This is a genomic window from Paenibacillus xylanexedens (assembly GCF_007680605.1).
GTDB classification, from domain to species: Bacteria; Bacillota; Bacilli; order Paenibacillales; family Paenibacillaceae; genus Paenibacillus; species Paenibacillus xylanexedens_B.
Window position 1 is genome coordinate 655,541 of sequence record NZ_VEIO01000001.1, and the last position, 22,795, is coordinate 678,335.

Annotated in this window: 17 protein-coding genes; 14 read left to right on the forward strand and 3 right to left on the reverse strand. The window is 46.3% G+C overall.

Annotated features, from left to right (window positions below; all coding sequences use genetic code 11):
- The first annotated feature begins 7 nt into the window (after positions 1-7).
- Positions 8-2,587 carry a beta-mannosidase gene (locus FS818_RS03050; RefSeq protein WP_145329519.1) on the forward strand — a complete coding sequence of 860 codons (2,580 nt, stop codon included), beginning with the start codon at positions 8-10 and terminating at the stop codon, positions 2,585-2,587.
- A 103-nt stretch (positions 2,588-2,690) separates the two neighbouring features.
- On the opposite strand, the gene FS818_RS03055 is transcribed toward FS818_RS03050, so the two are convergent.
- Positions 2,691-3,821 (reverse strand): FAD-dependent monooxygenase, encoded by a 1,131-nt coding sequence (locus FS818_RS03055; RefSeq protein WP_260984501.1) that lies wholly within the window; start codon positions 3,819-3,821, stop codon positions 2,691-2,693.
- Between the two features lie 285 nt (positions 3,822-4,106).
- Here FS818_RS03055 and FS818_RS03060 point away from each other — a divergent pair, with 285 nt between their 5' ends.
- On the forward strand, positions 4,107-4,589 hold the full coding sequence (locus tag FS818_RS03060; RefSeq protein ID WP_145329522.1) for a MarR family winged helix-turn-helix transcriptional regulator: 483 nt from the start codon (positions 4,107-4,109) through the stop codon (positions 4,587-4,589).
- 95 nt (positions 4,590-4,684) lie between these two features.
- Here the strand turns inward: FS818_RS03060 and FS818_RS03065 are convergent, their stop codons facing one another.
- Entirely contained in the window at positions 4,685-4,984 is a 300-nt protein-coding gene (locus FS818_RS03065) for a hypothetical protein (RefSeq protein ID WP_145329524.1), read from the reverse strand.
- A 208-nt stretch (positions 4,985-5,192) separates the two neighbouring features.
- Between FS818_RS03065 and FS818_RS03070 the strand changes: the two genes are divergently transcribed.
- From FS818_RS03070 to FS818_RS03085, 4 genes are all read left to right on the forward strand, one after another.
- On the forward strand, positions 5,193-7,223 hold the full coding sequence (locus FS818_RS03070; RefSeq protein ID WP_145329527.1) for a Na+/H+ antiporter: 2,031 nt from the start codon (positions 5,193-5,195) through the stop codon (positions 7,221-7,223).
- A gap of 89 nt (positions 7,224-7,312) precedes the next feature.
- Positions 7,313-8,104 (forward strand): polysaccharide deacetylase family protein, encoded by a 792-nt coding sequence (locus tag FS818_RS03075; protein WP_145329530.1) that lies wholly within the window; start codon positions 7,313-7,315, stop codon positions 8,102-8,104.
- A gap of 282 nt (positions 8,105-8,386) precedes the next feature.
- Positions 8,387-8,599, forward strand: coding sequence for a YwbE family protein (locus FS818_RS03080; protein WP_090924399.1), 213 nt, complete (start codon positions 8,387-8,389; stop codon positions 8,597-8,599).
- Entirely contained in the window at positions 8,596-9,207 is a 612-nt protein-coding gene (locus FS818_RS03085; RefSeq protein WP_145329534.1) for a DUF4269 domain-containing protein, read from the forward strand. The genes FS818_RS03080 and FS818_RS03085 overlap by 4 nt, the downstream gene beginning before the upstream one ends.
- Here the strand turns inward: FS818_RS03085 and FS818_RS03090 are convergent.
- Positions 9,200-10,525: a hypothetical protein gene (locus FS818_RS03090; protein WP_397351707.1), complete on the reverse strand. Its 1,326-nt coding sequence runs from the start codon at positions 10,523-10,525 to the stop codon at positions 9,200-9,202. The two genes, FS818_RS03085 and FS818_RS03090, sit on opposite strands and share 8 nt — an antisense overlap.
- Before the next feature lie 296 nt (positions 10,526-10,821).
- Between FS818_RS03090 and FS818_RS03095 the strand changes: the two genes are divergently transcribed.
- The 8 genes from FS818_RS03095 (at position 10,822) to FS818_RS03130 (ending at position 22,763) form a co-directional block, all read left to right on the forward strand.
- A complete protein-coding gene (locus FS818_RS03095; protein WP_145329537.1) occupies positions 10,822-12,618 on the forward strand; it encodes a sensor histidine kinase in 1,797 nt (598 codons plus the stop codon).
- Positions 12,593-14,206 (forward strand): response regulator transcription factor, encoded by a 1,614-nt coding sequence (locus FS818_RS03100; protein ID WP_145329540.1) that lies wholly within the window; start codon positions 12,593-12,595, stop codon positions 14,204-14,206. Before FS818_RS03095 ends, FS818_RS03100 begins: the two co-directional genes overlap by 26 nt.
- Before the next feature lie 181 nt (positions 14,207-14,387).
- Complete coding sequence (locus FS818_RS03105) at positions 14,388-15,374, forward strand: ABC transporter permease (RefSeq protein WP_186331562.1); 987 nt, start codon at positions 14,388-14,390, stop codon at positions 15,372-15,374.
- A 17-nt stretch (positions 15,375-15,391) separates the two neighbouring features.
- The gene (locus FS818_RS03110) at positions 15,392-16,300 is read left to right on the forward strand and encodes a carbohydrate ABC transporter permease (RefSeq protein WP_145329543.1); all 909 of its coding nucleotides are present in this window, start codon (positions 15,392-15,394) and stop codon (positions 16,298-16,300) included.
- Between the two features lie 141 nt (positions 16,301-16,441).
- Positions 16,442-17,971: an ABC transporter substrate-binding protein gene (locus FS818_RS03115; RefSeq protein WP_145329546.1), complete on the forward strand. Its 1,530-nt coding sequence runs from the start codon at positions 16,442-16,444 to the stop codon at positions 17,969-17,971.
- A 173-nt stretch (positions 17,972-18,144) separates the two neighbouring features.
- A complete protein-coding gene (locus FS818_RS03120; RefSeq protein ID WP_145329549.1) occupies positions 18,145-18,843 on the forward strand; it encodes a hypothetical protein in 699 nt (232 codons plus the stop codon).
- 510 nt (positions 18,844-19,353) lie between these two features.
- Positions 19,354-21,108 (forward strand): sensor histidine kinase, encoded by a 1,755-nt coding sequence (locus FS818_RS03125; RefSeq protein ID WP_145329551.1) that lies wholly within the window; start codon positions 19,354-19,356, stop codon positions 21,106-21,108.
- Positions 21,109-21,134: 26 nt separating this feature from the next.
- On the forward strand, positions 21,135-22,763 hold the full coding sequence (locus FS818_RS03130) for a response regulator (RefSeq protein WP_145329554.1): 1,629 nt from the start codon (positions 21,135-21,137) through the stop codon (positions 22,761-22,763).
- Positions 22,764-22,795 lie beyond the last annotated feature (32 nt).

A 22,795-nucleotide genomic window follows, 5' to 3' on the forward strand; every position in this document is an offset into this window, starting at 1 on the left:
GAGTACAATGGTCAACGTGTGTCGTACAAGTCAGGATTTATCAGGACAGTGGAAGATACAACATTACGAGGTTGGAGAAAAGCGAGCAATGGATGTTGCCGCTGCAACGCTGGATGACCGATTCTGGATCGGGGCAACCGTGCCTGGTGATGTTCATGGGGCACTTGCAGAGCGAGGCATTATAGATCCGATTTATTTTGGACATAACGATGTCAAGAGTCGCTGGATCGAGCAGAAGGAGTGGTGGTATCGCACCACCTTTAATTTGGACGCGGGTGCATCTTCCGAGGAACGTATTGAACTTGTGTTTGAAGGCTTGGACACGTTTGCAACGGTATACGTCAATGGACATGAGGTTGGACAAACCGCTAATATGCTGATGTCTCATACATTTGATGTGACAGGTCTAGTGCGAAGCGGCTGGAATGCGATTGCGGTACGCTTTGACCCGCTTCATCTTCATCATCGTGACAAGGAGACGTTTGATTGGTCTTCGTATACGAAAGAACGCCCGTGGCTGCGTAAAGCGGCTATGAATTTTGGCTGGGACTGGGGGCCGCGCATCGTTACCGTAGGGATCTGGGGAGCGGTTCGTCTGGAGCGCAGCACGATTGTCAAACTGCAACATGTGTATGCCCGAACCAACGCTGTAAGCAAGGAACAGGCTCAAGTACAAGTCACTGCTGAGGTACAATCTGTTTTATCTTTGCGTAGCAAGCAAAAACGGACACAACCAGTTGTGACCACTTGTGATATCCGTCTTCTGGATCAGCACGGAGAGGTAGTAGCCAGCGATATTTCTTTGCCTGTAAAACAGGGGAAGGCAGAGGTAACGTTAGATGTGGCTCATCCCTGCTTATGGTGGACTCATGATCTGGGGGAACCCTATCTGTACACACTTGAAGTTACGCTGTATGCTGATGATGTAGCAGTGGATCGGTACTGTCAGCCGTATGGCATACGGACGATTGAGCTAGCTCTGCATAATGAGCAGGGAGAGAGCCGGTTTGCTTTTATTCTGAACGGGGTCAAAATCTACGCCAAGGGAGCAAACTGGATACCTGCCGATCAGCTGATTGGAACGATTCCGAATTCACGTTACCGCGAGCTTGTGGAACTGTCTGTAGAAGCACATATGAACATGCTGCGTGTATGGGCAGGTGGCATTTATGAGAAAGAAGTCTTTTACGACGAATGTGATCGGCAAGGAGTGCTCGTCTGGCAGGATTTTGCTTTTGCCAACGCGTTATTTCCGGATTTCAATCGTGACTTCATGCAAAACGTGCAGCAAGAGGTCGAGAATAACGTACTTCGTCTACGTAACCGGGCTTCGCTGGCGATCTGGTGTGGCAACAATGAAATCGACTGGCTGTATGACATGAAAACAGCTAGCGGTGATATCACAAGTCCGTTCTACGGCGAACAGATTTACCATGAACTGATTCCTGAGGCATTGGAGCGGCTTGATCCATCCAGGCCGTACTGGCCTTCTTCACCTTATGGCGCAGATCATGGACAGGATGCGAATGACCCGGATACCGGAGATCGGCACAACTGGCAAGTGTGGCACGGTTCTGTATACCCGAGGAAACAGGGAGAAGTACCTGTGCTGGACTATAGCATTGAAGGAGTCACGTTCAAAAATTATAAAAAGGATCAAGCACTGTTCAGCAGTGAATTTGGCATGCATGCTTCAGCTAATCGGTATACGCTGGAGAAAAATATACCTGCCGGCCAGTTTTACTGGGGGAGTCCCGAAATGGCCAATCGTAATAAGGATACGAATCATCAGAAAGGTATTTTGCTGATGGAAGGGTACACGGGCATTCCACAAAATATAGAGGATTACATGAACTTCTCCATGTTGACCCAGGCAGAGGGGCTACGCTATGGGATAGAACATTTCAGACGAATCAATGACCGTAACAGCGGTGCGCTGGTATGGCAGCTGAATGATAGCTGGCCAGGAACAAGCTGGTCGATGATCGATTATGAGCTGCTGCCGAAGGCTTCCTTTTACTATGCCAGAACGTTCTTTCATCCTGTATTATTGTCGCTTGAGCATGAACCAGGGCATTCGCTTAACTTATGGGTGATTAACGATACACAAAATGAAATCGGAGGACAACTTCGACTGATTGTTTATGACCTGCATGGAGAGCGGCTGTATAACTCTACATATGAAGTGAAGGTGCCTGCTCAGTCATCATTGCAGATTGTTGCAGTGGAGGAAGCCGAAGTGCTTGGGACAAAACCGGCGGAAGAAGTGATGGTAGAATTGCAAGCCGAGGGGTTTGTTGTACCCATGAATCGTTACTTTTTGCGTGATCCCAAAGATGTCGTTTTACCGCAGTCTCAGCTCAGCGTTCATGTAAACGAGGAAGAACAATCCGTAACCGTTCATGCGAGTGGTGCCATTGCACGTATGGTGAAGCTGGAGTTGCCGGTTGGCCGGGTGCGTTTCAGTGATAACTATTTTGATCTATTGCCAGGAGAGAGCCGCACGGTAACGATACGGCATCCAGAGATGCAAGCTTTGCCATTCACAGAACTGCGAGTAAGTGCAATGAATGCAAGTGAAGCTTGATTTAACCCCAAAAACCTCCATTGGCGTGGAGGTTTTTGAATTGGTCCGAAAAATTAAGACGAAAAAAGAAATCCGCTGATGCTGTGTATTCGTGGATTCGCAATTAGCGAAAGGATTCATACCGCTGCTGAAAAGAAGACTCCATCTCCACTTGGCGTGCCAATTGTTGCTGTACTTTGGAGCCACGAATGGCCTGCAGTTGCTGTAGCACATCGGAAGAACTGAAATCATGATCTGCCATCTGTATGAGCAGTTCGGCAAGAACGTCGGCATCCTCAAGCGCAGCATTCAAGCCGAATGCTCCTGTGGGTGTCATCGTATGAGCAGCATCACCAATTAGAGCGACATTGTCATCCGCCCACCTGGAGCTATAACTGCTCTCTACAGAGAGCAGCACAAAATCACTCCAGTTTTTGATATGCGCAGCGACAGAATCCGTAAGACAAGGGAAGGCGGCTACCAGCTTGCCTACAAAAGGAGCAAAGGGCTGTTCACGCAGCTTGGCAAAGCCTCCTTCGGGAATGTTCCACCCAATCTGTACATAACCGCCGTATTGTGAAAATAATGCGAGCTGCTGACCGTCCATACTTGCCATGCGGACGGCAGGTTCCCATCCTGGAGGTGCAGGGATGCGTGCCCATAACAGATCGTAGCCGTGTTTGCGAATCTCGGGAACAAGGCCGGCATGTTTGCGTACTGCCGAATATCTGCCGTCTGCGCCAATAACGACCGAAGCTCTAATGGAGGCAGGAACACCGTTTTGACGCACGTTAATGCCAGCAACCCGTCCGTTTTTGTCTCGAAGCAACCCGGTCATAACGGTGTTGAAGCGAACCTGATGCATCGGGTTTAACGCTTCGATCTGGGTTGTGATCGCTTCAAGAAGGTGATCTTGTGGTACATGCACGCCAACATGGTGCTCCCCTTTGATTGGATCAGGATTAATCGTGTGCAGGATGTTGCCTTCTTCCCAATATTGAATCTGTTCCAGTGGTAATACCCCGTGCTCTTGAATGTGTGAATATAACCCATGCTTGTTCAAAATGGCTTCGCCATCTGCATTCAGCAGTTCTCCGCGGAACGACTTATGGAGATGTGGCTGTCGCTCAATAAGTAATGTAGAGATGCCTTTCTGGTTCAGCAGGTACGAAAGCAAGGCGCCTCCAGGTCCTGCCCCGACGATACAGACATCTGTATCCCTGATATCGCTTGTTTGAATATTCATTGATTTCATGTACATTATTCCCTTGCTATATGATGGTAAAAATCTAGTGTTGGTAACTGTTTACTTTATGAAAACAAATTTATTTAAATTATTAAGTAACTAAAAGTAACCTATTGGATATACGTTATTATAATCAAAGTATTCCTGATATACAATAGGCCAAATTCAAATTTTTTATCACATAAAGGGATGCGCCCATTTTGCTCGCTAGGTAGCCTTATTTTTTCACAACCAAATGTGTGTAAATATGTTACAATATAAGGCAGGTTACAATGAAAGGCAGGAGGAACGGATATGAGCCCGAATACGGAGCGAAACTCGCAATTGGCAAACGTTGATCAATTGTTGGAGGCCTTCTTCAGATATAAAAATAAAGTATTGGATCAACAGCAAAAGTCAGAAACAAACTGCAGGCTGAATCCAACAAAAAGCCATATATTGGGCATGATTTTACGTGAAAAGCGCTGTATGGCTGTTGATGTTGCGCGTCAACTTAGTCTGTCCTCTGGAGCTACGACGATTGTGCTTAATCAACTTGAAAGTGAAAACTTGATTCAACGGGAACGCAGCGAGGAAGATCGAAGAATCGTTTGGTTGTCCTTAACGGAAGAGGGCGAACAGTTAGCCAGAACGTTGAATGTTAATCGTGGCCGTATGACATGGGAGCTGTTACAAGCGCTTACGGAGGAGGAACAGCAGTTAATGCTGGGCATGCTCAAAAAAATAGAAATGAAGCTGCTGGAAGACATGAAATCTTTTGAGCAGACTTATCGTTAATGCATATGACACCTGAAGACGTCAGTCCTCATGCATTCGTGCCCGGCAACGGGTATGAATATGTGAAGACTGGCGTTTTGTGCATTATAACAGAGCTACAGATGAAAGCGAGATACATGATCGTTCAAGCCTTCCTGTATAAGGATATCTTTCTGCCGGCTGCCCATTAAGTCAAAATGAGGGAAGGGCTGTCTCCGATGAATATAACGCGGGTCTAACCCGTGTTCACGACACCATTGTTCCAGGCGATGAAGGTCTGCACAGCCCACTTTGGTGACACTGGTTATGCCGGGGAATCTGGAATCGATCCAGAAATGAGTGAGATAAGCGATCTCACCGCGTGTGACTTGTTCTTTCCATGCTGCAAGTTCTTTCCGTTTAATCCCAAAAGCCATAGTTGAACGTTCCTTTCCGACAGAGTATGTCCTTAACATATTGTACATCTTATATATGAACTCAATCAAAATGTTTCAGCACGATGCGTATCAGCTACAAAGAAATGGGTAAATGAATATGAAAACTTTGTTATAAACGTCTATGCTTTTGTTAAAATAAAGGCATCACAAACGATTCATGACTTATGTAGCGGAAAGGGATGTCATCATGGAACTATTCATTGCGGTACTTGCATTGCTTGGACTGATCGGTTTATCTAACGTGTTGAACCGGTTCGTGCCTTTTATTCCCGTTCCGCTTATTCAGATTGCTCTGGGGGTAGCTGTAGCCCTGTTGCCAGCAGGTGTACATCTACCATTGAATCCGGAATTGTTTTTTGTGCTTTTTATTGCGCCCTTATTGTATAACGATGGAAAAAGAACGCCAAGGAACGAACTTTGGAACCTGCGTGCACCGATTCTTTTGCTTGCACTAGGACTGGTGTTCGTTACGGTTGCTGTTGCCGGATATGCCATACACTGGCTGATTCCGACCATTCCACTTCCTGCCGCATTTGCGCTTGCGGCCATTCTTTCCCCGACAGATGCAGTGGCTGTAGGTGCCATGGCCGGACGTGTACATCTGCCCAAAAGCATACATAGACTTCTTGAAGGAGAAGCATTAATGAATGACGCTTCGGGCCTGGTGGCGTTTAAATTTGCCATCGCAGCGACGGTTACGGGTGTCTTTTCACTCGCTCAAGCCACATTCAGTTTCATTATCATTGCCGCAGGAGGCCTGCTCGCTGGCGCGCTCATGTCTTTTTTGTTTATTCGTCTCGGGGTATGGATTCGCAGACTGGGCATGGAGGATGTAACCATTCATATGTTGCTTCAGATTCTGACTCCATTTGTCATCTATTTGGTGAGTGAAGAGATCGGAGTTTCAGGTATTCTGGCTGTGGTTGCAGGCGGGATTATTCATGCGATTGAGCGTGACAGGGCGGAATCGGTTCAGATTAAGATGCAAGTGGTGTCTGCGAGCACATGGTCTGTTATTTTATTTATTTTGAATGGTCTGGTGTTTGTCATTCTCGGCGTGCAGGTTCCCGATGTGCTTAGTAAGATCTTTGTTAACGTCTCATTCAATAACTTCGAGGTGCTGGGTTATGTACTGATCATTTCCGTACTACTTGTGTTGTTACGTTTCATGTGGATATATTTGTTCTGGCAAGTCAATGAATGGCTACGTGCGAAGTCCGCTAGTGGCAAACCGCGTTTTAAGGAGATTACTATTCTCTCTCTATCCGGAGTAAGAGGTGCAGTGACGCTGGCTGGAGCATTTTCGATTCCGTTTGTGCTTCAGGACGGGTCACCTTTTCCCGAGCGTGATTTAATAATTTTTCTGGCGGCTGGTGTTATTTTGTTCTCTCTGATTGCGGCGAGCGCGTTGTTACCTGTGTTAGCCAAAGAAGAGGGGAAATCCTCCGATGAAAATACACCACAGAAATCTGAACGCAGAGCACAGGACATTATGCTGAATGCCGCTATTCGAGCAGTCAAGTCTGAAATGAACGATGAAAATAAAGCTGCCGCACTGGCCGTTGTGTCTGACTTGTCCAAATATATTAAACAGGCGACAGGGCAGTTTACAGCAGATAATCGTAAAGCATTGCAGAAGCAGGAAACAGCGATCAATCTGATTGCTACCCGGGCGGAGCGTAAAGAGATTGAAGTGATGATGGATGAAAATGCCCTTGGGCCAGAAGCGGCTTTCAAATGTGATAACTGGCTGGATCGTAAGGAGATGATGCTTTCAAACCGGACGAACACTCAACTGCTGTCGTCGCTCAATGAGATTGGACGAATGCTGGGTCAACTGTTCACAAACCGTTCCGGCAAACCAGATCAGCCCTTTATGCTTGAAAATGCCGATCTGTTCCGCAAGGTGAAGCTGCGCACCTCTCAGGCAGCAATCAAAGCCATCCGGGCACATATGAATGACTCCAATCGTGTGGCGGCTCTCGCGGTTATTTCCAAATATGAACGGGTGATCGCAAAGTTACGTGCGTGGAATCAGGATAAGACGACTGAAGATCCCTTCAATCAGGATAAACTGGAACTTCAGATGGTCGCCATTCAGGAGCAACGCAATACAATACAACAGCTGTATGAGAACGGAGAGATTACACGCGATGTTGCAGCCAGATTACGTCGTTATATCAATGATGTAGAGGCAACAGCTCTGAAAAACGATTAACCATGATTAATCGATCATTCATGAGTTCGCATGAATCGGGCAATGCTAACGGAGAGTTTGACGTATGAAATTCAAAGTGAGGATACGACATGAACCTGAAAGCTACCCGATTCATCGCATTGTTCATGCTAACTGGAGTGATCCTTGGCAGTTCGACAAGCTCGGCGTATGCCAAGCCAGTGCAGAAGAATCGTCAGTATTATGAAGAACGGGGAGAGATCGTATGGGAAGTCCCCACGCAGGACAAACTGATCGCTCTGACTTTTGATGATGGGCCAGACCCTGTTCAGACACCACAGATTTTAGCTTTGCTCAAACAGTATCATGCGAAGGGTACTTTTTTTGTACTCGGCAAATGGGCAGAGAAATTTCCTGATATCGTCAGGCAGGAGCAGTTAGAAGGACACGAGATTGCTAATCATACGTTTGCACACACGTATGCCGTTCGCTCAACAACAGCGGACAAATACTTGAAAGACATGCAAGCGGCAGAAGCTTCGATTGTAAATGCAGGTGCGGAGCGTCCACTGTTGTTCAGACCTCCTGGGGGGTATTACAACGATATGGTGATTCAGACGGCGAAGCAGAAGGGCTACACGATCGTATTATGGTCTTGGCATCAGGATACTCGAGACTGGGCTCTACCTGGTGTATCCGCGATTACAAACAAAGTTTTAAATAATGCTCGTAATGGGGACATCGTTTTGTTTCATGACAAAGTGGAAAGCAAATCCCATACGATTGATGCCCTGCGAACGATTTTGCCCAAACTGCAGGAACAGGGCTATCAATTTGTTACCGTATCTGAACTTCTTGCCGTGAAAGCTCGTGAAGCTGCCAAGGGTGGGGTGTCGTCCTCATTACCACGAAAGCAGCCCTAGTGCAGGCGATTGAAAGATTCATCTGCAAAACCAGCTGGACCTAGGATTGTGTTGGAAGCAAGATTTTATTAGTAAGTCTAAACTAATCACAGCCGCAATCAAGCTGAACCAATGATGCTTTGCGGCTGTTTGTCGTGAAGTTATTCATTGAACCTCGGTTTGGCGGGTATGCCGCAAATTGTTCGGAAATAAGTCCTAGGCTTTTGTTTTACAATCGAAACGTCTACAATAGATAAAGTCTTTATATCAGACCCTATTATGTTAATAGAGAAGGTGAACAAGTTGAATGGACAAAAGAGAGCTGACATCAGACCTGGTTTAGAGGTGGATATCGTACTGAAACAGGATCAATCCAGTGGTAAACTGACGAGGGGCATCGTCAAGGATCTGTTAACCAAGTCTCCTTCACATCCTCATGGGATCAAGGTGAGATTGACAAACGGTCAAGTGGGGCGAGTGAAACAAGTAATTTCTGCAGGTAATCATCCGCAATGAGTGTGAACGGGAGGCTGGAAACGACCGAAAAAGTAATGACGCACCTGTCAGTCGGTAACCAACGGCAGCAAGATGCTTACCGTGTTTTGCACGAGAGCGGACTACTTCTCATGCTTTCTGCCCACGCTGCATACCCTGCGGGGACGGTACCGATTGACGTGTATCTTCCTGATAGTGATCTGGACATCCTGTGTTATTCAGAAGATCTGAACGCTTTCCAAGTTGAGACTTCTAGTCAACTAGAGCGCATTGCAGTGAACGGAAGTACAGAGTGGACGTTCGGAGATCATGCCTTAGGTCAGAACGCATACGTTACATGTAAACTGAGATTGGGATTATGGCCTGTTGAAATATTTGCCCAAGCAACTCCTGTCGATCAACAGAATGCCTACTTACATATGCAGGTCGAATGGAGTTTGTTGCAGTTATGGGGAGAGGCAGGGCAACGCGAGATTCGCAGACTTAAGCAAGCAGGGTGGAAAACAGAGCCTGCCTTCGCCCGTGTACTAGGGTTAGAGGGTGATCCTTACATAGTGATGCGAGAACTAGCCAGCCTGCAGGAGCCGGAGCTATGGGATTTTGCCAGATCACGCGTCACATTTAAATGAGAAAGATCGCTACAACTGTAGTTACTGTTAATCCGATGATAACCGGTTTCAGATTACGCCTCGCAAGTTCAAACGGGCTGACCCCGCAAATGGCGGCAGCCGGAATTAAAGCCCACGGAATTAACGTTCCGCCGCCAACCCAGATTGCGGCTACTTGGCCCAGTGCGGTAAGTACCGGAGCCGAGCTAGTCGTACCTGCAAACATGGCAGCAATCGAACCTACGAGGGAAATTCCCGAAAAGCCAGAGCCATCCAGACCGGTTACAGCTCCAGTGACGGTCATCGTAATCGCCCCGACGGTTCCATTCATAGGCACAATCCCCGCAAGTGCAACGCCAAGATCATTGACGATCCCGTGTGACCCTGCAGGAAGTGGATTCATAAATAACTCCGTTATCGCAGCGTCACCGAGATAACAGAATGCGGCAATCGGAATGACTGGACCAAATACTTTGAAGCCGAACTGGAATCCTTCAATTAAATAACCGGTCGTCTCTTCTGAGCCGCTGTGACGGTGTGTTGCAAGGGAAACGGCTATCAGAATAACGATTGCGGTTCCGCCAATCAGCGCTGTTGCATCTCCGCCCTGCAGATTTAGGACAAACATTAGCACAACGTCAAGTGCGAATAACAACGGAATAAAAAGGGCGAATGTTTTTCTCAGACGAAGAGGCAATGTGGGAACCGGTGCAGACTCATTCGGTTCTGACTGTGGCTCAGGCGCTGACTGCTGCCGTGGAGAAAACTCCTGTTCCTTCCGTTTGGTGGTGTTCATTTCTTTGCGAAGCATCCAGAAGGCGGTAAGCGTAGATACCATGCCCATGACTACGACGAGAGGAACACTGGCAACCATCACTGACGTAACAGGAAGACCTGCTGCGTCTGCAGTAAGTTTGGGAGCACCTTGAATAATGTAATCCCCTGACAAGGCAATGCCGTGCCCAAACAAGTTCATTGCAATGGCGGCTCCAATCGGAGGTAAACCTACGCGGGCTGCTACCGGCAAAAGTACTGCTCCAATCAAGGCTACTGCAGGAGATGGCCAAAAAAATAAAGATACGACCATCATAATAAGTCCAATGCCCCAGTATGCGGCATGAGGCGTGCGAATAAATCGGGTGAGCGGTGTGACCATGATTTCATTAATACCTGTTCGGATCAGAACACGGCTCATCGCCACGATTATTGAGATGATAAAGATTGTACTTAACAATTCCTTCGTTGCGTAGATAAAACTGTTAAAAACCCCGGTGACGGAGCCACTTAATGTTTCAGTTGCCAGCAGTCCAATGGTCATAATGCCTGCGACACAGATCATGGTTGCAGCCTCCTGCATCCCTGGTCATCGATCCTGGGAGTGCTATATCCTATGCATGTCAAGCCTAGGTGTTCGTGGAGGTGGCAGCAGGATTTTTTTTACATCCAGAGAATTATATGAGTGAAGCGAGCAAACAAACGACAGGGACTATGACTATACCAAGTCACGATAACACACATCTGCGGGTCACCGAACCTGATAGACAACGTCAAACCGAGGTGATTACAATATACATGCCATCTTCAGGTAGAAATTAGAAAAGATTCAGCGAGCCTGAATCAAAAGGACGTTAATGTATGAACTTGATCCGTTCATTACGCTTTAAATTTATTGTGGGACTTACGTTAATCATGTTGCCGCTGTTTATGCTGTTGTACTATAACAATGTGTATGCCATGAAGGTCGTACGTGATAAGGTATCCCTCACCAATATGAATCATTTGGCCAAAAACGTGGAACAAAATGAGCGTGTATTACAGGAAACCAATCGATATTTATACAGTTTGGGCGAACGTGACCCTGATATTATCTCGCTGTTTTTTCTGGAATACGGAAGTGGAGATTACATCATTGCCAAGCAGCGAATCATGAACAAGTTTATGACCGATATCGGTTTCTATAATCTTATCGATTCTTTTTATTTGTATGATGCGGTGAATGATGACCTGTTGCTGGCAACCGCGGGCAATTATGATATTAAAAAATCGGTGGTACAACGTAATATGCCTGCACAGTTGCGTCAGCTCGAAGGGGATATCCAAAGGCCGGAATGGAGCATCGTGCGCGGAGGATCATTTAATGCTCTTGTGAAAACGGTACGTATTAATCAGCAGTTCTATGCTGGCGCACTGGTCGATATGAATGCGCTGAATGACACACAACAGTTTACTGAATCAGGTGACAGAGGTGGAGCGGTGATCGTTACACCTGATGGCAGAGCATTATCTGATTCTACGTTAAATAAGGGGCAGATCAAGCTGGTCGCTGATCATTTGACCGATTTGGAAAGCCCGTATCAGGTCATCTCGGAGCCGGGTAGCGCTGCTCGTCAGTATCTAATGGTGGGCATTCCCTCAGCCATGTCGGATATGAATTATATCGTCTTGTTGCCAGAGGAAGATATGATGCGTAATTTGCCGTTTTTCCAACAGATCATCAGGCTACTTCCGATCGGGGCGGCCGTTATTTTGATCACAGCACTTTTCTTCCTAAGACAGCTTCTGTTCCGTCCAATGAATGCGCTTATTCGGGGAATGAGAAGGGTTAGCCGAGGGGAACTCGATGTAACGCTGGAGGCACCGTCTTCGTCTGAACTGGAGTTTGTGACACGTAGTTTCAATCAGATGATACAGGAAATTCAACATTTGAAGATTGATGTGTATGAGGAGCAGCTACGTACGCGAGAGGCAGAATTCAAGCAATTGCAGATGCAGATTAATCCTCACTTTTATCTGAACTCCTTGAATATTATTCATAGCCTGGCTTCCTTGCAAAAACATGAACTGGTGCAACAGATGGCTGGTCATCTGGCTGATTATTTCAGATCCAGCTTAAGGGCTGGCAAACGAGTGATCACGCTAAACGAAGAGATGGAGCACATTCGGCATTATCTTGAAATTCAGAAGTTAAGGTTCCCGAGCAAGCTGGATTTCGAACTTGATATTGATCCAGAGGTGGGACATGTTGTGCTTCCGCCGCTGACGATTCAGCCTTTTGTCGAAAATGCAATTATCCATGGTTTTCAACGAAGAATGCAGTCGTTCGTGATTCGGATTACTGCACGCCTGACCGAAGCATCCGGTATTCAGCCCGGAGGAGAGGGGATGCTCCAGCTTCAGATTATGGATAACGGGGTCGGATTCGAACCCGTTTTGTTAGAGCAACTGAAAAGGGGAGAATATGCCAAAGATCCTGGAGGGCAACACATCGGGATATGGAATGTTGCACATCGGCTGCTGGTGAAGTATGGCCCTGAGGCCGGGTTAACGTTTGAAAATAGGATAGACGGAGGCGCTGCAGTAAGCATTTATTTGCCTGCTCAGACCGAGGAGCAAGAAGGAGGAACTCATGCGGAACCTGTTGATCGTGGATGATGAAGTGTATGCCCTGCAAGCGATGCTGGAGGGGGTGGACTGGAATGCAGCCGGAATTGACCAGGTATTCGGCGCTTGTGATGTGGAGGAAGCAAGGCAGGTCATTCGAGCCCATGCTATCGACATTCTGATTTGCGACATCGAGATGCCTGGGGAAACCGGGCTTGACCTGCAGAGCTGGGTATTGAAGCATGACCCTGGCATCCTGACGATTTTTCTGACAGGTCATGCGTTGTTCGATTATGCACAGACGGCTATCAAACTGAACAGCTTTGATTATTTGTTAAAACCTGCTCCTGCAGACCAGCTGCTTAAAGTCGTTACACGGGCATTGGAGAAGATCAGGGACGGAGAGCAGCGCACCCGAACGAATGAAGTTTACGAGACCGTATACAAACGGTGGAAAACCCATAAACCACTCCTGACAGAACGTTTCTGGAAGGATGCTGTGTCTCAGCGAAGTACACTTACGCCACAACGGTTGCAGCAGCTTGCTGAGCTATATGGTGCAGAGATTGATCCCGCAGTGCGTGTTCTTCCTATTGTGATCTCCGTTGAAGAGTGGGTACGTGAATTTAACCTGCGCGATGAAGAGGTACTGGAATACGCTCTGCGTAACGCAGCCAGAGAAATATTGCTTGGAGACAAACCGGGTGAAGTGTTCCAGGATCATAGTGGCTTAAATATTGTGCTTGCCTACGAACAAGATGGAGTTATCCTTGCAACCGATGAAGCAGAGCAGCGATGTCAGCGCTACATTCAAGAGTGCGGCACATACTTCTACTGCCGGTTATCCTGTTATGTTGGCACACCGGTAGCTGTAACCGAATTGCAAGGCATGTTGAATGAACTTATGGACATGGAGCGCCGCAACATTAAAGAGCTGGAAGAGGTTTTTGTGTATGATGAGCGGGATCGGGATCAGGAGGATCGGTTTTTGCCTATCCCATGGTTCCCGGAGCTATCCATCCTTTTCGAAACCGGCAAGGTAGAAGATTTGCGTGAACGTGTGGATGAAATCTTCGATTTGCTTGCTGCTCAGGAAGGGTTGTCACCAGAGATGTTACGGCTTTATTATCATGCGATGTTGCACGTTGTCTATCCGCTTCTGCATCAGAATAATGTGTCCATTCGCAGCCTGTATCCCGGAGAACGGGAGCCGGAAGAAACGGTAGTCACGAGGTCATTGCCGCAGTTGAAACAGTGGACACTTGATCTCATAGATCGAGTCATTCCCGTGCTGTACCCGGACGATCAGAACCCGATGTCCATTGTGGATCAGTTATGTATCTACATTGAAAACCACATTGGAGAAGAATTGATGCGGGAAGAGCTTGCTGCTTTTGCAGGATTTAACCCGGCATATCTGTCCCGTTTGTTCCGTAAAGAAAAGGGCATGTCTCTGTCCGAGTTTATTCTTCAGCGCAGAGTGGCCATGGCGAAAACGTTGTTATCCCAATCCACCGTCAAGGTAACGGATATTGCAGGTAAGGTCGGATACTATAACTACTCCCATTTTACGAAAATGTTCAAAAAATGCACCGGCATCACGCCGCAGGAGTTTCGCAAACAATCCAGAACCGTGTAATCAGGCGCAGCATGCTGCGCCTTTTGTTTGTTTTTTATGGGATTAAAGTCATAATTTGATAACTGAACAGGTCACCACAGCAGATAGAGGAGTTGATCGCCCCGCCGTATACTTGAACCACAGGAGGCGCACGGAGCTTCATCCTGAGGAAGAATTCAAGAGGAGTGAGGGAGAACACGTTATGAAGACACAACCCCAAGCGGGTAAGGGCGTACGGATATCGGAGATACCGGAAGGCACGGCTCGAAAGCGCAAGTCCGTGTTGTACAATCTTGGCAAGTACAAGGTGCTTTACCTGATGTTTTTGCCAGGCATTCTGTTTCTGCTGGTAAACAATTATATGCCGATGTTCGGCGTTCTGATCGCATTCAAAAATGTAAACTACGCGGATGGAATCTGGGGAAGCCCGTGGAGCGGGTGGGACAATTTCAAATATCTGTTCTCAACCAGCGATGCATGGGAGATTACGCGAAACACCCTTGCATACAACACCGTGTTTATTGCACTTAATCTGATAGTCGGTGTAGGTCTCGCCATTTTACTCAACGAAGTCAAAAACAAAGCGATGTCCAAACTGTATCAATCTTTGATGTTGTTGCCTTATTTTCTATCGATGATCGTGGTCAGTTATCTCGTTTTGGCATTCCTCGGCAAGGACTCGGGATTTATGAACTCAACCATATTGCAAATGTTCGGAGGACAGCCGATTGACTGGTACTCGGAACCGAAGTATTGGCCGTATATCCTGCCGCTCGTGAATACGTGGAAAAATATAGGTTATTATGCCGTCATTTATCTCGCCGCTGTTGTGGGTATTGACGAAGAATATTATGAAGCGGCTGTGCTGGATGGTGCATCGAAGTGGCATCAGATTCGTTTTATCACCATTCCGTTTTTGATCCCGCTGATTGTCATTATGACCTTGCTTCAGATTGGCCGGATCTTTTATGCAGACTTCAGCTTGTTCTATCAGGTTCCGCTGGAATCGGGCGCGCTGTTCCCTGTAACCAACGTTCTTGATACGTACGTATATCGGACATTCCTCATTGGTGGAGACATCGGGATGTCATCTGCGGCAGGTTTATATCAAGCGATTGTCGGATTTGTACTGGTGCTGGTGTCCAACACCATCGTCAGACGGATCGACAAAGATAATGCACTATTTTGAGAGGAGGCAAGTCAGTTGTGAAAACACGTGATCCATTAGCTGTATCGAAGCGTTCTGCTGCTGTCATTCATTTCATGTTTTTATTCTATGCCATTGCCTGTATCGTGCCGATCATACTGGTCTTCGCCATCTCTTTCTCGGACGAGACAACCGTTATTGCGAATGGCTACAAGCTTATACCGGAGCAATTCAGCCTTACGGCCTATGAATTCCTCTTTAAAGATATGGATCAGATCATCCACTCGTACGGAATTTCTATCATTGTAACGGTCGTTGGTACGATTACGAGCGTTGCGCTGACCGCATTATATGCCTATCCGCTCTCACGAAGAGATTTGCCATACCGAGGCTGGTTCGCCTTTTTCATCTTCTTTACGATGTTGTTTAACGGTGGACTTGTTCCTTGGTATCTGGTTTACGTCAACGTGCTGGATTTGAAAAACTCGATTTTTGCCTTGATCTTGCCGTTGCTCTTATCACCGTTCTTTGTACTGGTTATGCGTACGTTCTTCGCGAACTCCATTCCCGTTTCTATTCTGGAATCGGCACGCATCGATGGAGCAGGTGAATTGAAAACGTTTTTGCGAATCGTACTGCCGCTTTCATTGCCCGTTATGGCAACCGTCGCGCTGTTTAGTACGCTGAACTACTGGAATGACTGGTATCTTAGTATGATTTTTATTTCGGATAACCGGACGATCAGCCTTCAGTACCTTATGTACCGGACGCTGCTCGATATTCAATATTTAACAACCAACTCCAACGTTTCTTCACAGATTTCGTCACAGGGAGGGCTTCTCAATCTGCCCAACAAAACGCTGCAAATGGCGATGGCTGTCGTCGGTATCGGTCCAATCGTACTGGCGTATCCATTCTTCCAGCGTTACTTCATCAAAGGTCTGACGGTAGGTGCTGTGAAAGGATAACTCCGGCCGGTTAGGGAGTGAGTAGGGTCTAAGGGAGATAGACGAAAGGGCATATACAGAAAGCTTGCCGTTTATTTGGAATTGGGGAAGAACGGTAAGGGTGTGAAGACAGGGTCCATTATATGAACAGGAGGGGTTCAATTGGTTCAATCGTTAAAAGTCTGGTCACGTATGACGGCAGCGGCCATGGCGCTGGCACTGGTGCTCGCGGGCTGTTCGTCAGACAAGGGAAACTCTGCAACACCGGGTGCTGAGGGCAGTACGCCGAACACAAGCAACGAAAAGCCTTATGAGGTATCGTTGTTCTATCCGGGCACACCTCAGAAAGATGTCGCTCTCGTGGAAGCGGAAATTAACAAAAAGATGGAGCCCAAGATTGGAGCAACGATCAAGATTAATGCTGTGGACTGGGGACAGTGGGATAACAAGCTGAATCTGATGATCTCCTCCGGGGAAAAGGCAGATATCATCTTTACCGCTGCTTGGCAGAACTACACGGTAAACGTAGCAAAGGGTGCCTTCTTGCCTCTGAATGATTTGTTAGATAAATATGGTCAGGATATCAAGAAAAATCTGGACCCTGCCTTCCTGGAAGGCTCCCAGGTGGATGGTGTAAATTACGGTGTACCTACCAACAAGGAGCTTGCAGCCACTCGCGGTGTGTTGGTACGCAAGGATTTGGCTGATAAATACAAAATGGACCTGACAGCCGTTAAAACATGGGCTGATCTGGAACCACTGCTTAAAACCATTAAGGAGAATGAACCGTCCGTTACTCCGTTTTATATGTCCAATACAAATGGTAACGGATTGCTCGAAAATCTCGACTGGGATTACCTCGGGGATGCGTCTGTACCTGGCGTAATCTCCAAAACAGCAGGTGAGACTACTGTGTTGAACGAAGTGGAAACACCGGAATTCAAAGAAGCAGCGGAACTTGCACGTAAATGGTACCAAGCGGGCTACATCAACAGTGACGCTGCTACGTCCAACGTATTCCCGAAAGATCAGGCGAAAGCCGGCAAAGCTTTTATGTGGACGGATGGCATGAAGCCGGGTAAAGACAAGGAAGAGGAAGGCTATGTAGGACATCCGCTTACGCAAATTGAGATGACGAGTCCAACGATTACAACCGGTGATGCCTCTGGTGCGATGCTTGCCATCTCCCGTTCTTCCGAACAGCCGGAGAAAGCAATGCAAGTCATTAACTTGCTGCACTCCGACAAAGAAATTAACAATTTGCTCAACTTCGGTATCGAAGGCAAACACTATGTAAAAGTAGAAGGTCAAGAGAACATCATCAAGTTGCCTGACGGTGTAGATGCGAACAGTCGTACCTACAATCCAGGTGCACAATGGCAACTGGGTAACCAGTTCCTGAACTATCTGTGGGATAACGAAGATCCGCAGAAATGGGAGAAGTTCAAGGAGTTTAATGCGAAAGGCGTAAAATCTCCTGCCCTTGGTTTCACATTTAACAGCCAGTCGGTTAAAAATGAAATTGCAGCTGTAAATAACGTCAACAAACAGTTTAAGCCAGGCATGACCTCGGGTGCAGTTGATCCGAATGAAATGATTCCAAAGTATTTGGAAAAATTGAAAGCAGCAGGTATCGATAAAATTATCGCGGCCAAACAAGAGCAACTGGATGCATTTTTGGCTCAAAAATAATACAGCGCTATCCTGAGAGAGTACATGTTTCCATCATCGAATACATCTCATCAGCAGGGCTCCCAAAAAGGAGTTATCGGTTTTTACCGATAACTCCTTTTTTTATGTATGGATCGTTAATCAAAAATAGGAAAAATATGATATAATATGGTGGATGATTAGGAGGTGTTTGCGTGTCGAGAACCAGGCTTGTGTTCTCAGGGGGGTTATTACTGTTTGCCATCATTTTTACCTTTAAACATCATCTCGGTTTCTCCGTAGGAGATTCGTTGTTATTATCCATTGGTATTTCTCCTTATACCACATCCTACTTAAGTGGTGTTCACATCACGATGTACTTTGGACTTGGCATGCTTGCCTGTGGATATTATCTTACACGGAAAGAGATCATGTACGAGTTTCCACTTGTGGCAAGAACGTTATGGATTGCTGTTTTGACCATCATATTCTGTTACTCATTTATGACAGACAAGTTGATGTATGTGGTGAAATGGGGAGCGACAGGCATGAATAGCATATCTTACCTACAGAATGACAGCTCATGTACCTATGATGTGTCATCCAATGGATATGCCTTGGCAACCTGTGAATTGACGCTGAAAAATTACAGTAACTCTGCGGTTGCTGTAATGGTTAAACCTGATTTGTATGGAAGTTATTCCAATCAGGATGATCCGCTGTCCGAATCTTTACACTCGGTTCAGTTAGAGGCGAAGCCGATCCAGATTGAACCGAGGAAGACATTCACGGGTACACTTGAATTTTCAGGTGTGGCGGAAAGCCCGCTCGAAGTAAGGGGCAGATTGAAGGATATTGTATTAGATGTGGCAGTCGATGGGAGAAATACGGTTTTTGATTATGACATTCCTTAGTTCGTGATAAACAGACTCTAGTTTCAAGTACATAACATATATAATGAATCACTTGCAGAAGGAAAACATAAAAGCAAGTCTTTGCTTATACGGACGGAACCGGCATATCTGCCGGTTTTTTTCATGTACAGAAGTTGAATTTAGTGCTGATACATTGGTTTTATCTCCTTTTTCATAGGGACTCTAACGCTTAAAATAGATAGTGGGTTACTCTATTGATTGGGTTTACCCACGTTCAAGAAATAGTTTGTATTTACAACCAATTTGACTACAATTAATGTCACGATATAAGTTAACTCTTTTTTACACGTTAACGGAGAGGACAGAAAAAAACTGGAGAGCGAAGCGGTCGCCTTTATCACCGGATTTCCCCTTTTATAAAAGGAATCAAAAAATCTGGGGATAACAGCGAATGGAAGGTTATTCTGTCATCGGAGTGGATTGTGTAAAATCGTTAGTTCCACTTCTATAGTAAAAGTAGAAAAACAAAAAAAGCGAGATGAAACTTCCATGTCATACCGGACAAATCTGTTTTCCAAGATGGTCATTTTAATTCTGATCATGCTTATTCCCGTTGTGCTCCTGTACTGGTATTCCAATCATAAAACAACAGCAGTACTAAGGGCTGAGCTTAATCGTTCGAACAGCAATCAGCTTGAATTTTTCCAAAATCAGGTCAACACCCATATTGAGTTGTTATCGTCTTGGCCGAACCTGCTGATTCATGATCCTGATATTGCGAGCTTTCGGCGCATATTTGCGGAGAGCCGTTATTTTGACCTGGATGCTATTAATCTCGTCAAGCGAATCCAGAACAAACTGAGTATTCAGGAAAGCTCTTCTAATTGGGAGACCAAATTATATCTGTACTCCCCATCCCTTGGCAGGGTGATCTCGGAACGGGATGCCCGTACTTATGACAAGCAGGCTTTAAAAGAAAGCCTCATCTCTGGCTGGGATGTGCACAAAATCGAGGATGGGCAGAATGATCGGTTTAAATTCAGCTGGATTACGGTGTCACCTTATGGCATCGAGAATCCCGCGGAGAATGCAGAAACGATTATCAAGCTGGAGTTCGATAGCGATAATATCCGTGACATGCTCGATAAATTCAAAGGCGACGGCAGGCATGACCCGTTCTATTTTCGCGAAGGGACAGGGGTGATCTATAACCGGACATCAGATCGTACGTTAACGAATCAATTAATCCGAGAATTATCTAGCCATACATTGCAAGACGTAGAAAATCGCACGATCGTCATTGGAAATGAGCCTTACATGGTCAATTCTGTGAAATCGAGTACGACCGGCTGGTATTTGGTCGATTACATGCCGCTTTCAGATATTTTGAAACCGATTCACCAGTCGAATCTGCTGTTTTATTCTGCAATGATCTGCCTGTTACTGATGAGTTGTATCGCGGCTTACTTGTTATATGTGCAAGTTCAAGTACCAGTAAAGCAACTGATTCGCGGTTTCCAGCGATTGAAGCAAGAAGATTATTCGGTTCGTATCGAGCCCAAAGGCCGTAATGAGTTCAGTTTTTTGTCTGAACGTTTTAATTCCATGGTGGAAAAGATTCAGCAATTGTTTGAGCACGTATATCTCGAGCAAATCCATGTTCGGGAAGCACGTTTAAAGCAATTGCAGTCACAGATTAACCCGCATTTCTTCTATAATTGCTTTTCGTTCATTACGAGTATGGCGAAGCTGAAGCGAGTCGATGCCGTTGTGGCTATGTCGCACAATCTGTCGAGGTATTACAGGTACACCACAAGACAGGAGCGGGATGTTGTTCCGTTATCTGAAGAGATTGAATTTGTGACCAACTATCTTGAAATTCAACGTATGCGTATGGAACGTATCCACTACACGCTGGATCTGCCAGAAGATATGCTACGGATTGAAGTGCCGCCGTTAATCGTACAACCTCTGGTTGAAAATGCGGTCATCCATGGTATTGAAGCGGATGCAGAAGCCGGTGAGATCCGGGTATCCGGTGAGCAACGAGATGGTACATTGTTTTTGATTGTCGAAGATGATGGTCAAGGGATGACGCAAGAAGAGCGAGAAGCAATGCTGATCAAACTTGCAGGTACGATGGATCAGGAGATGGGCTGCGGATTGTGGAACGTGAATCAAAGGTTACAACTCAGGTATGGAGGGAAGGGCGGCATTGAACTGGCGGAATCTGAGCTCGGGGGAGTTCGTGTGACCTTGTCATGGCCAATGGAACAACAACCTCTGCTGAAAGACAAAGCGTGAATATAAGGGACTAGGGAGTGACCGCATTGATTGATATATTGCTTGTGGATGATGAAACGTATGTAACAGAAAGTTTGGAGTTAACGATTCCTTGGGGGGAACTTGGAGTCACAACGGTGTTGCGTGCAGCATCGGGCAAAGAAGCGCTGGAGATTATGGAAGAAAATGCAGTAGACATCATCGTTACAGATATTCGAATGCCAGGTATGACAGGCCTTGATCTGATTTCGGAAGTAAACCGGCGCTGGCCTCATGTGCGCTGTATTCTGCTGACAGGTCACAGTGATTTTGATTATGCCAAAAAGGCAATTCAATTACAGGCGGCTGACTATATTTTAAAACCTGTTAATGATGATGAGTTTATGAATTCGGTATCAGCGGCGATTACCTCGCTGCGGGATGAGTGGGATGAGTTCGACAAATATCATCGTTTGCTGTACAGTCGTAAATCCGATTACAAGATTCTAAGAGAGAATCTTATGCATGATTTGCTACTTGGTCGAGAGATTTCGTCTAAAGCGCTGCGTGAGCAATTAGAGCAATATGAGCTTTATATAGAGCCGGAACAGCCTGCTGCGATGATGCTGATTCGTCTTGCAGGACGATTTGCATCCATGGATCAGCAGTCCATTGATTTGATGGATTTTGCTGTTGGAAATATCGCCGAGGAAGTGCTCGGGGAGACCTATCATGTCTGGTTCAGCCGTGGGCCACATGATTGTTTGGTGATGTTCCTGCAGAACCGGGAACAGGCGGAAGAGTCCCTGCTGGTCAACAGTCCATTACGTAATGTTGCCGAGACCTTCCGGGAGCATGTGGTGCGTTACCTTCAAGGGGATTTGTCCATCGTTGTGACCCCGCCGTTTCCTTTTAAAGAACTCACCAACGTGTATCGAAAAAGCTTGGGTTCTCTTGTTCTTACTGGACCGGAAGAACACAAGATCATCTATATGGATATGGAAAATACCCTAAACAAGCGCCCCGAAAATGATGCGGCTCAGGCTCTTGAAGAGTTATACAAGCCACCGCTACTGCCTCAGCTATTGGAGACGAAACAATGGGAGACGGCAGCCGCAAAGTTGAATGCCGTTTTTGATGCGGCTGAGCAGGTTTGCTTGTCCAGAGAGTATGTGTATGAGATGTACTTGTCGGTTACCAATGCTTTTATGTACATCGCCCACAAGCAGGGTCACTTGGTACACGAGATCGACCATGCGGGGTTTGATTTGTTGCTGGCTCATCAGTTGATCCAATCTCCAGAGAAGCTAAGGCGCTGGGCTATGGATATGCTGGCGAAGCTGCAGGAGGAATTGTCCGATCAGGAGGGAGCACAAAGCCGCAGACACGTCATTAAACAGGTACAGGAGCTGGTGACCAGAGACACCGGACAAGACCTCTCTGTGAAGATGATAGCGGATAAAGTCTATCTACATCCGGTATACCTATCGAAAATATATAAAGCAGAGACAGGCGAGGGTCTGGGAGATTATATGATTCGTATGCGTATGGAACGGGCGCTGTATCTGCTTAAAAATACGAATAAAAAAATATATGAGATAACGAGCGAACTCGGATATCAGAATCCGCAATATTTCAGCAAAATGTTCAAAAAACATTATGGGTTGACACCGAATGAATTCCGGGATCAGACATAAATACAACATCATTCGAGCATATAGGTTGGCAA

What these genes read in the sequence shown, in the direction of transcription:
- FS818_RS03055 (WP_260984501.1), bottom strand. Translation starts at nt 3,821, where the DNA reads ATGAAATCAATGAATATTCAAACAAGCGATATCAGGGATACAGATGTC.
- FS818_RS03065 (WP_145329524.1), bottom strand. Translation starts at nt 4,984, where the DNA reads ATGGCTTTTGGGATTAAACGGAAAGAACTTGCAGCATGGAAAGAACAA.
- FS818_RS03070 (WP_145329527.1), top strand. Translation starts at nt 5,193, where the DNA reads ATGGAACTATTCATTGCGGTACTTGCATTGCTTGGACTGATCGGTTTA.
- FS818_RS03050 (WP_145329519.1), top strand. Translation starts at nt 8, where the DNA reads ATGGTCAACGTGTGTCGTACAAGTCAGGATTTATCAGGACAGTGGAAG.
- FS818_RS03085 (WP_145329534.1), top strand. Translation starts at nt 8,596, where the DNA reads ATGAGTGTGAACGGGAGGCTGGAAACGACCGAAAAAGTAATGACGCAC.
- FS818_RS03100 (WP_145329540.1), top strand. Translation starts at nt 12,593, where the DNA reads ATGCGGAACCTGTTGATCGTGGATGATGAAGTGTATGCCCTGCAAGCG.
- FS818_RS03105 (WP_186331562.1), top strand. Translation starts at nt 14,388, where the DNA reads ATGAAGACACAACCCCAAGCGGGTAAGGGCGTACGGATATCGGAGATA.
- FS818_RS03095 (WP_145329537.1), top strand. Translation starts at nt 10,822, where the DNA reads ATGAACTTGATCCGTTCATTACGCTTTAAATTTATTGTGGGACTTACG.
- FS818_RS03125 (WP_145329551.1), top strand. Translation starts at nt 19,354, where the DNA reads ATGTCATACCGGACAAATCTGTTTTCCAAGATGGTCATTTTAATTCTG.
- FS818_RS03060 (WP_145329522.1), top strand. Translation starts at nt 4,107, where the DNA reads ATGAGCCCGAATACGGAGCGAAACTCGCAATTGGCAAACGTTGATCAA.
- FS818_RS03090 (WP_397351707.1), bottom strand. Translation starts at nt 10,525, where the DNA reads ATGATCTGTGTCGCAGGCATTATGACCATTGGACTGCTGGCAACTGAA.
- FS818_RS03075 (WP_145329530.1), top strand. Translation starts at nt 7,313, where the DNA reads ATGAACCTGAAAGCTACCCGATTCATCGCATTGTTCATGCTAACTGGA.